The organism is Pseudokineococcus marinus (assembly GCF_013004605.1).
Taxonomy (GTDB): Bacteria; Actinomycetota; Actinomycetes; order Actinomycetales; family Quadrisphaeraceae; genus Pseudokineococcus; species Pseudokineococcus marinus.
In genome coordinates this window covers 1-8688 of sequence record NZ_JABEMA010000126.1, presented here as the reverse complement: position 1 = coordinate 8688, position 8688 = coordinate 1, and the positions used below count along the sequence as shown (strand labels likewise).

General features: G+C 76.0%; 6 protein-coding genes and 2 pseudogenes. 4 read left to right on the top strand and 4 right to left on the bottom strand.

What is annotated here, in order from left to right:
* Nucleotides 1–186: 186 nt before the first annotated feature.
* The 4 genes and pseudogenes from HLB09_RS09590 to dnaA all read right to left on the bottom strand — a co-directional run.
* Nucleotides 187–1413: pseudogene (locus tag HLB09_RS09590) on the bottom strand (DNA replication/repair protein RecF); the annotation flags it as partial.
* 90 nt (nucleotides 1414–1503) lie between these two features.
* Nucleotides 1504–2553 carry a phosphogluconate dehydrogenase (NAD(+)-dependent, decarboxylating) gene (gene gnd, locus HLB09_RS09585; RefSeq protein ID WP_171203158.1) on the bottom strand — a complete coding sequence of 350 codons (1050 nt, stop codon included), beginning with the start codon at nucleotides 2551–2553 and terminating at the stop codon, nucleotides 1504–1506.
* Nucleotides 2554–2690: 137 nt separating this feature from the next.
* The gene (gene dnaN / locus HLB09_RS09580) at nucleotides 2691–3833 is read right to left on the bottom strand and encodes a DNA polymerase III subunit beta (protein WP_171203157.1); all 1143 of its coding nucleotides are present in this window, start codon (nucleotides 3831–3833) and stop codon (nucleotides 2691–2693) included.
* Nucleotides 3834–4638: 805 nt separating this feature from the next.
* Nucleotides 4639–6069 carry a chromosomal replication initiator protein DnaA gene (dnaA, locus tag HLB09_RS09575; protein WP_171203160.1) on the bottom strand — a complete coding sequence of 477 codons (1431 nt, stop codon included), beginning with the start codon at nucleotides 6067–6069 and terminating at the stop codon, nucleotides 4639–4641.
* A gap of 630 nt (nucleotides 6070–6699) precedes the next feature.
* Between dnaA and rpmH the strand changes: the two genes are divergently transcribed.
* From rpmH to yidC, 4 genes and pseudogenes are all read left to right on the top strand, one after another.
* On the top strand, nucleotides 6700–6837 hold the full coding sequence (gene rpmH, locus HLB09_RS18515) for a 50S ribosomal protein L34 (RefSeq protein ID WP_171203156.1): 138 nt from the start codon (nucleotides 6700–6702) through the stop codon (nucleotides 6835–6837).
* A 7-nt stretch (nucleotides 6838–6844) separates the two neighbouring features.
* Nucleotides 6845–7216 (top strand): annotated as a pseudogene (gene rnpA, locus HLB09_RS09565) (ribonuclease P protein component); the annotation flags it as partial.
* A complete protein-coding gene (gene yidD, locus HLB09_RS09560; protein ID WP_171203155.1) occupies nucleotides 7203–7493 on the top strand; it encodes a membrane protein insertion efficiency factor YidD in 291 nt (96 codons plus the stop codon). The pseudogene rnpA and the gene yidD, both read left to right, overlap by 14 nt.
* A 72-nt stretch (nucleotides 7494–7565) precedes the next feature.
* On the top strand, nucleotides 7566–8688 hold a 1123-nt coding region (gene yidC, locus HLB09_RS09555), incomplete at its 3' end, for a membrane protein insertase YidC (RefSeq protein ID WP_171203154.1).

Here is an 8688-nt window from a genome sequence, read left to right as displayed (position 1 = left end):
GGCGGGTCGGGAGGCCCGCCGGGGCCCCCGGGGGGCTCAGGAGGCTCGGGCGCCCCGGGACGCTCAGCCACGCCCGTCCCCGTCACCGGCGGAGCCCTGGTCGGCGGCCCCCTCGGGCACGGACGCCCCGTCGGCGGGACCGCCGCCGGCGACGGCGTCCTCGGCCGGTCCGCCGTCGAGCGGCAGCTGCAGGGCGCCGGCGCGCACGTGCACGCGGCGCCCGGTGAGCTGCGGGGGCACGTCCTCGGGCACGGCCGCGGTGAGGAGGACCTGCTCGGCGCCCGCCACCAGCTCGGCCAGCCGGGAGCGCCGGCGCGCGTCGAGCTCGGCGAAGACGTCGTCGAGGACGAGCACGGGCTCGCGCTCGGACGGCGTCCCCGGCCCCTCGCTGCGGAGCAGCTCGTAGGCGCCCAGCCGCAGCGCGAGCGCGTAGGACCACGACTCCCCGTGGCTGGCGTACCCCCGGGCGGGCAGCCCGCGCAGGGAGAGCAGGACGTCGTCGCGGTGCGGGCCCACGAGCGTCAGCCCCCGCTCGACCTCGCGGCGGCGCAGCTGCTCCATCGCCTCGACGAGCTGGGCGGCGAGGACGTCCCGCGGCGCGGCGCCCGCCTCCCGGGCCGCCTCGGAGGACAGGTCCTCCTCGCCCTCGCCGCGGTGCTCGGCGAGCGAGCCGCGGTAGGCCAGCCGGACGACGTCCGCGGGCCCGCCCTCCGCCGCGGCACCCGCGCCCGTCCCGCCGGGCGCCGTCTCCGCGACGGCGTCGTAGGCGCGCGCGACGTACGGCGCGAGCCGCGCCAGCAGGTAGCGCCGCGCCGACAGCAGGTCGGCGCCCAGGGCCGCCAGCTGGTGGTCCCACACCTCGATGCCGGGCAGCGGGCCCGCGCCGCGCCGCGCCGCGCTCGTCGCGCCCGCCGAGCGCAGGAGGGCGTTGCGCTGCTTCAGCGCCCGGTCGTACTCGGCGCGCACTCCCGCCAGGCGCGGGGCGAGGAGCACGAGGAGGTCGTCGGCGAAGCGGCGCCGGCCCTCGGGGTCGCCCTTGACGAGGGCGAGGTCCTCCGGCGCGAAGAGCACGGTGCGCAGCGTGCCGACGAGCTCGCGCGCCCGCGGCAGCGCCGCGCGCCCGAGCCGCGCGCGGTTGGCGCGGCCCGGGTTGATCTCGACCTCCGCGAGCAGCGGGCGGCCGTCGCGCACCACGCTCGCGCGCACGACCGCCCGCTCGGCGCCCGCCCGCACGAGCGGGGCGTCGTTCGCGACGCGGTGGCTCGACAGGGAGGCGACGTAGCCCAGGGCCTCGACGAGGTTCGTCTTCCCCTGCCCGTTGGGGCCGACGAGCGCCGTCACCCCGGGCTCGAGCGGGAGCTCGGCGCGCTCGTAGTTGCGGAAGTCGGCGAGCGACAGGTGCGCCACGTGCACCGCGCCGACCTCCGTCCTCCGCCCTCGTCCCGTCCTCGTCCCGCCCCGACGCCGCCCGTCCCGGAGGACGGGCGGCCCGGTGGCCGCGGGCTAGGCGGAGTGGTCCACGTCCGAGCTGCCCGACGTCGGGCCGGCGTGGGCCGGACCGGTCTCCTCGCTCGAGGCCGGCAGGTCGCTCTCGGGGGTGTCCCCGCCGCCCGAGCTCGGGCCGGCGGTGTGGACGGCGTGGCCGCCGAACTGGTTGCGCAGCGCCGCGACGGCCTTCATGGCGGGGGAGTCCGCCTGGCGCGAGGTGAACCGGGCGAAGAGCGCCGCGGACATCACCGGCGCGGGCACGGCGTTCTCGACCGCCTCCTGCACCGTCCAGCGGCCCTCGCCCGAGTCGTCGACGTAGCCCTGCAGCTTCTCCAGCGCCGGGTCCTCCTCGAGGGCCCGCACCAGGAGGTCGAGCAGCCACGAGCGGACGACGGTGCCGCGCGTCCAGGCCTTGAAGCACCCGGTCTCGTCCGTGACGATCCCCTTGGCGAGCAGCAGCTCGAAGCCCTCGGCGTAGGCCTGCATGAGGCCGTACTCGATGCCGTTGTGGACCATCTTCGCGTAGTGGCCCGCGCCGACGAGGCCGGCGTGGACGAAGCCCTCCTCGCGGGGGCCCTCGGGGCGCAGCGCGTCGAAGACGGGCATCATCCGCGCCACGTCCTCCTCGGCGCCGCCGCACATGAGGCCGTACCCGGCCTCGAGGCCCCACACGCCCCCGGAGACGCCGCAGTCGACGAACCGGACGCCCTGCTCGGCGAGCTGCTGGGCGTGCTCCTCGTCGGCCGTCCACTTGGAGTTGCCGCCGTCGACGACGAGGTCGCCCTCCTCGAGGAGGCCGGCGAGCTCGGTGATGACCGAGTGCGTGATGTCCCCGGCCGGGACCATCACCCAGACCGCGCGCGGGGTCGGCAGCGCCTCGACGAGCGCCGCCAGGCTGTCGACGTCCGTGGCGTCCGGGTCCCGGTCGTAGCCGGTGACCTGCAGGCCGGCCCCGCGCAGGCGGTCCCGCATCCCGCCGCCCATGCGCCCGAGGCCCACCATCCCCAGGTGCTGGACGGGGGTGGCGCTCCCCGTGGTCGCGCTCGTGCTCGTGTCGGTGCTCATGCCGCTCCTCCCCACCGCTCCCGCGGTGCTGCCTGGACGTCCCGGGCGGCGGCCGCCCGCGTGCGCCGGCCGCGCACGGCCCCCAGCGTGGTGCCGCGCCGCCGCTCGCGCCGCTCGGGCTCCCCCGCGGGGGAGGCTCAGCCGGCCATCCGGACGGGCATGAGCAGGTACCGGTAGCCCGGGTCGTCGTCGCCCTCCGGCTCCTGCTGGCCCGTGAGGACCGCCGGCTTCGTCGGCTGCGTGAAGGACAGGCGCACGTGCGGCGTCGGCAGCGCCCCCAGCCCGTCGAGGAGGAACGCCGGGTTGAAGGCGATCTCCAGCGGCTCGCCGTCGAGCGTCGCCGGCAGGGCCTCGCTCGCCTGCGCGTCGTCGCCGGCACCCGCCTCGAGGACCACCTGGCCCTCGGTGAAGGACAGCCGCACCGGGGTGTTGCGCTCCGCCACGAGCGACACGCGGCGCACCGCGTCGACGAGCTCCTCGCGCCCGACGACGGCGCGCACGGCCGACTCGGCCGGGAACAGCGAGCGCACCTTCGGGTACTCGCCGTCGACGAGCAGCGACGTCGTGCGCCGGCCCCCCGCCTCGAAGCCGATCATCGCCGTGCCCGTGCCGCTCGTGCCGTCCGACAGCGCGACGACGACGTCACCGCCACCCGAGCCGAGCGAGCGGGCCACCTCCGAGAGCGTGCGGGCGCGCACGAGCGCCGTCGTGGACGCCCCCGGCGTCGCGGGGGACCACGCCAGCTCGCGCATCGCGAGCCGGTAGCGGTCCGTCGCCAGCAGCGTCAGCCGGTCGCCCTCGATCTCCATGCGGACGCCCGTGAGGATCGGCAGCGTCTCGTCGCGGCTCGCGGCGACGACCACCTGGCCCACCGCCTGCGTCAGCACGTCACCCGCCACCACGCCGCTGGACGCGGGCATCTCCGGCAGCGCCGGGTACTCCTCGACGGGCATCGTCAGCAGCTGGAAGCGGCTGGCGCCGCACGTCAGCGTCACCTTCGAGCCCTCGCTCACGACTTCCACCGGCCGGCTCGGCAGGCTCCGCGCGATGTCGGCCAGCAGGCGCCCCGACACCAGCGCCCGCCCCGCGTCCTCCACCTCCGCGGCCACCTCGACGCGCCCCGAGACCTCGTAGTCGAAGCCCGCGAGCGACAGCGTCCCGCTCGCGTCGGCGTCGAGCACCAGACCGGCGAGCACCGGCACCGGCGGACGGGTGGGGAGGGAGCGCGCGGTCCACGTGACCGCCTCCGCGAGCACGTCGCGCTCGACCCTGAACCTCACGGCGACCGACCCCTCCCGGCGCCCCCGCGCTGCTCGCTGCAGGGGTGCGTCCGCTGGTGCGGCCCGGCGGACGCGCGGGCGCGGTCGCCGACCCTACGGCAGACGCGGCCCGTGGCGAGGGCCCGCTCCACCGTCCCTCCTGGGCCGCACCAGCAGCAGCTCCCCGCTCCCGGGCTCGACGACCTCCCCGCGACCTCGTGCTCTGCTCGGCCTCGAGGCGCTCGTCCCCAGACCTGCCCTCCACCAGCTGTGCGCGGACCTCCTCTTCACCGGGGAGGCTCGTCCTCGTCATCGGTGCTGTGGACGGTGTGGAGGACGGGGTGGCGCCGCAGGTCACGTCGCGTGTCGCCCTCGGGACGCCGTGGGGGCGCCCGTCCGCCGGGTCGGCCCGGGGGTGTGCACGCCCGTGCGGCCCCGGCCCTCCGTCCACGGGAGTGTGGACGGGCACGGGGGGATCTCCACAGATGTCCACAGGGTTGTGCACACCTGTGGGGAGGCGCTTGCCGGGGCCCTGGCGTCGTCGTGCCCGGCGTCCTGCCCGGTGTCCCGCGTGCTCGCTCTCGCGTGGCCCGTGGCTGGGCAGCGTCCGTCGTGGCCGGGTGGGTGGGGGCGGGCGCCGTGCGGGGCACTGGCTACGCCCCCGCGCTGGGGCTGGCGCCCAGCACGGGCGCTCGCCTGACGTGCCCCGCACGCCACCCGCCCCCACCTGCGCGGACGTCACCACCACGCGTCGCGCCCCGGCGCGCGCAGCCCCACCCGGACAGACGGGTCACCGCCGCGGCGTGGTGGGCTGCCGCCCGGGGGGTCAGGAGCGGTGCTGCTGCTTGATCCGGTTGGTGAGCTCGGTGACCTGGTTGAAGGTCGAGCGGCGCTCGGCCATCTGCTCGCGGATCTTGCGGTTGGCGTGCATGACCGTGGTGTGGTCGCGCCCGCCGAAGGCCTGGCCGATCTTGGGCAGGGAGAGGTCGGTGAGCTCTCGGCACAGGTACATGGCCGTCTGGCGGGCCGTCACGAGGGTGCGCGAGCGCGAGGCGCCGGCAAGGTCCTCCATCGTGACGCCGAAGTAGTCGGAGGCCTGCGCCATGATCGTCGCGACGGTGACGACGCCGGTGCCCGTGTCGGTCAGCAGGTCCTTGAGCACCACCTCGGCGAGCGGCAGGTCCACGCCCTGGCGGTTGAGGTTGGCGAAGGCCGTCACGCGGATGAGGGCGCCCTCGAGCTCGCGGATGTTCGTCGAGATCTTGCTCGCGATGAACTCGAGGACGTCGTCCGGCGCCTGCAGCTCGTCGCCCGCGGCCTTCTTGCGCAGGATGGCGATGCGCGTCTCGAGGTCGGGCGGCTGGACGTCGGTGATGAGCCCCCACTCGAAGCGCGAGCGCATGCGCTCCTCGAAGCCCGACAGCTGCTTGGGCGGCAGGTCGCTCGTGACGACGACCTGCTTGTCCGCGTTGTGCAGCGTGTTGAAGGTGTGGAAGAACTCCTCCTGCGTCTGCACCTTGTTCGACAGGAACTGGATGTCGTCGATGAGCAGGACGTCGACGTCGCGGTACCGGCGCTGGAAGGCCGACGCCTTGTCGTCGCGGATCGAGTTGATGAAGTCGTTGGTGAACTCCTCGGAGTTCACGTAGCGCACGCGCACGCCCTGGTAGAGCTTGGCGGCGTAGTCGCCGATGGCGTGCAGCAGGTGGGTCTTGCCGAGCCCCGACTCCCCGTAGACGAAGAGCGGGTTGTAGGCCTTCGCCGGCGCCTCGGCCACGGCCACCGCCGCTGCGTGCGCGAAGCGGTTGGACGCGCCGATGACGAAGCTGTCGAACGTGTACTTGGGGTTGAGCCGCGTGGGCTCGCTCGGACGGCCCGGGTCGCGCGGGCGCACCCCCACGGGCGGCGGCAGCTCGTCGACCGTCCGCTCGAGCCCTCCCGCCGCGGCGGGTCCCTCGTCCTCGTCCGTGGCGCCCGCGCCGTCGAGCCCGGCGTCGGCGCCGCCGTCGGCCGGGCCCTCGAGGGCGTCGACGTCGAGGGAGGGGTCGACCGTGATGGCCAGCCGGACCGGGCGCCCCAGCTCCTCGCCGAGGACGCCGACGACGACGTCGCGGACCCGTTGCTCGAGGACGCTCTTCGTCAGGTCGTCGCGCACGACGAGCAGCAGCGTCCCGTCGAGCAGGCCGAGGGGCCGCGTGTGGCGCAGGAAGCCCAGGTTCGAGGCGGTGATGCGCTCGTCGCCGCGGAAGCGCTGCATCGCCCGCGACCAGGCCAGGGGCAGGTCGGGCTGCTCGCCGCCGTCGGTGCTCACGCGCGCCCTCCCCGTCCGGCGCCCGCGCCGCTCGTGCGTCCCGCCCCGCTCGGGGCGGCCAGCGCCCCCGGTCGGGGGCCGTGCTGCCCCGCGACGAGGGCGCGCCCGAGCCGGGCCGCGCGGTCCACAGAGTTGTCCACACCTGTGGGTAGCACATCGGGACCCGGTCGGGGCCACGCACCCCCGGGTCGGCCCCCGCCTCCGGCCCCGGTGCGACCGGCGGTCGCCAGGGTGGATCCGGCACGACCGGCCGGGCCCTCGACGGACCGGCGGCGTGTCGGTCCGCGGACCCTACCCCCACGAGGGGGACGATCGGGAGCCTCGTCGCGCAGGAGGTCGGGAGGACCTCGGGCGCTCCCTCAGGACGGGGTCGCCCGCGGGTGCCGGGGGCGGTGGTCACCCCGCAGCGCGCCGGTGGTTTGACCGGGGGCTCGGCGCGCCCGTACCGTGCTGCGGTCTGAGCCCGGCCCACCAGTGACGCCGTCGCCCCACCGGGGTGGCGCGCGGGAGCGCCGGAGCGCTGACCAGAGACCTCCGTGCGCTGGCCGGCAGCGCGCCAGACCCCGTGGAGCAGACGTGAGCAAGCGCACCTTCCAGCCGAACAACCGCCGTCGTTCCAAGACCCACGGCTTCCGCCTGCGCATGCGCACCCGCGCCGGTCGCGCCATCCTCGCCGCCCGCCGCCGCAAGGGCCGCGGCGAGCTCTCCGCCTGAGCCGGCCGTGCTGCCGGCCGGTCGTCGTGTGCGCACCGCGGACGCCTTCGGGCGCGCGGTGCGCGGCGGCGCCCGGGCCGGCCGCCCGACCCTCGTCGTCCACGTCCTGACGCCCTCCGGGGCGGCGGCGGACGGCACCGCCCCGCCCCCGCGCCCCGCGGCGGCGGGGTTCGTCGTCTCGCGGGCGGTCGGCGGCGCCGTCGTCCGCAACCGCGTGCGCCGTCGCCTGCGGCACCTCGTGGCCGACCGCCTCGAGGACCTGCCCGCCGGGACCGAGCTGGTCGTGAGGGCGCTGCCGCCCTCGGCGGAGGCCACCTCCGCCGACCTGGCGCTCGACCTCGACGCCGCCCTCCGCCGCGCGCGTCGTGGCGGCCGGTCCGGTGCGGGTCGTCCTGGTGGCGCCCGGTCGGGTGCTGGTCGGCCCGCGGGCGTGGCAGCTGGTGGTCTCGCCCTGGTACCCGCCGGTCTGCCGCTTCTACCCGTCCTGCTCGTCCTACGCCGTCCAGGCGCTGGACCGCCACGGCGCGGCGCGCGGGGGGTGGCTCGCCGCTCGGCGCCTCCTGCGGTGCCACCCCTGGAACCCCGGAGGGGTCGACCACGTCCCACCGGTGGGCGGCCGCGCCGAGGCCCCGCCGGGCGGGGCGCCCCCCGCCTGAGAGACCCGCCGGCGCCCCCCGCCGGAGCGCACGACGGACCGGCACCACCCACGCCCACCACGGCAGGAGCCCATGCTCGAGATCCTCCGCCCCATCGAGTACGTCGTCGCCTGGATCATGGTGACGGCGCACGACCTGCTCACCTCGGCCGGCATGGACCCCACGTCCGGCTGGACGTGGGCGCTCTCGATCGTGGCCCTCGTCGTCGTCATCCGCGTGGTCCTGATCCCGCTGTTCGTCAAGCAGATCAAGGCCTCCCGCGGCATGCAGATCGTCGCGCCCGAGGTCCGCAAGATCCAGCAGAAGTACAAGGGGAAGACCGACCCCGCCTCCCGGCAGAAGATGACCGAGGAGACGATGGCGGCCTACAAGAAGGCCGGCACGAACCCCTTCGCGTCCTGCCTGCCGATCCTGCTGCAGATGCCGATCTTCTTCGCGCTGTTCCAGGTGCTCAACGGCCTCAGCGCCATCGCCGCGGGCGACCGCGACCCCATCGGCCGCATGACGCAGGACGTGGCGGCGCAGGCGGAGGCCTCCAGCCTGCTGGGCGCGCCCCTGTCGTCGACCTTCCTCGGCAGCGACGACCTCGTCACCAAGCTCGTGACCGTCCTGCTCATCGTGCTGATGTCGGTGACGACCTTCACGACCCAGCGCCAGCTGATGACGAAGAACATGCCGGCGTCCATGGCCGACAACCCCATGGCGCAGCAGCAGAAGATCATCATGTACGTCCTGCCGCTGGTCTTCGCCGTCACGGGCGTCAACTTCCCCATCGGCGTGCTCCTGTACTGGCTCACGACGAACGTGTGGTCGATGGCCCAGCAGTTCTACGTCATCCGCAACATGCCCGCCCCGGGCTCGGCCGCGGAGGCGAAGCTCCTCGAGCGGAAGGCGCGCAAGCAGGGCACCACCGTGGAGGACCTGACCAAGGGCACCGCCACCGGGCCGGCCGCGGCCGGTGACGCCCCCCGCGGGCAGCGCGTGCAGCCCCGGCGCAAGGACCGCCAGCGGCGCCCCGGCGAGCCGGCCGCGGGCGAGAGGACCGGTGGCGGCGCGACCGGTGGTGGCACGGGCGCTGGGGAGAAGAGCGGTGGCGAGAGGAGCGGTGACGGGTCGGGCGACGCCGACGGCGACGCCTCGCGACCGGACGCCCCCCGCGCAGCGGACCGGGACGGCGCCGCAGCCGCGGGAGGGG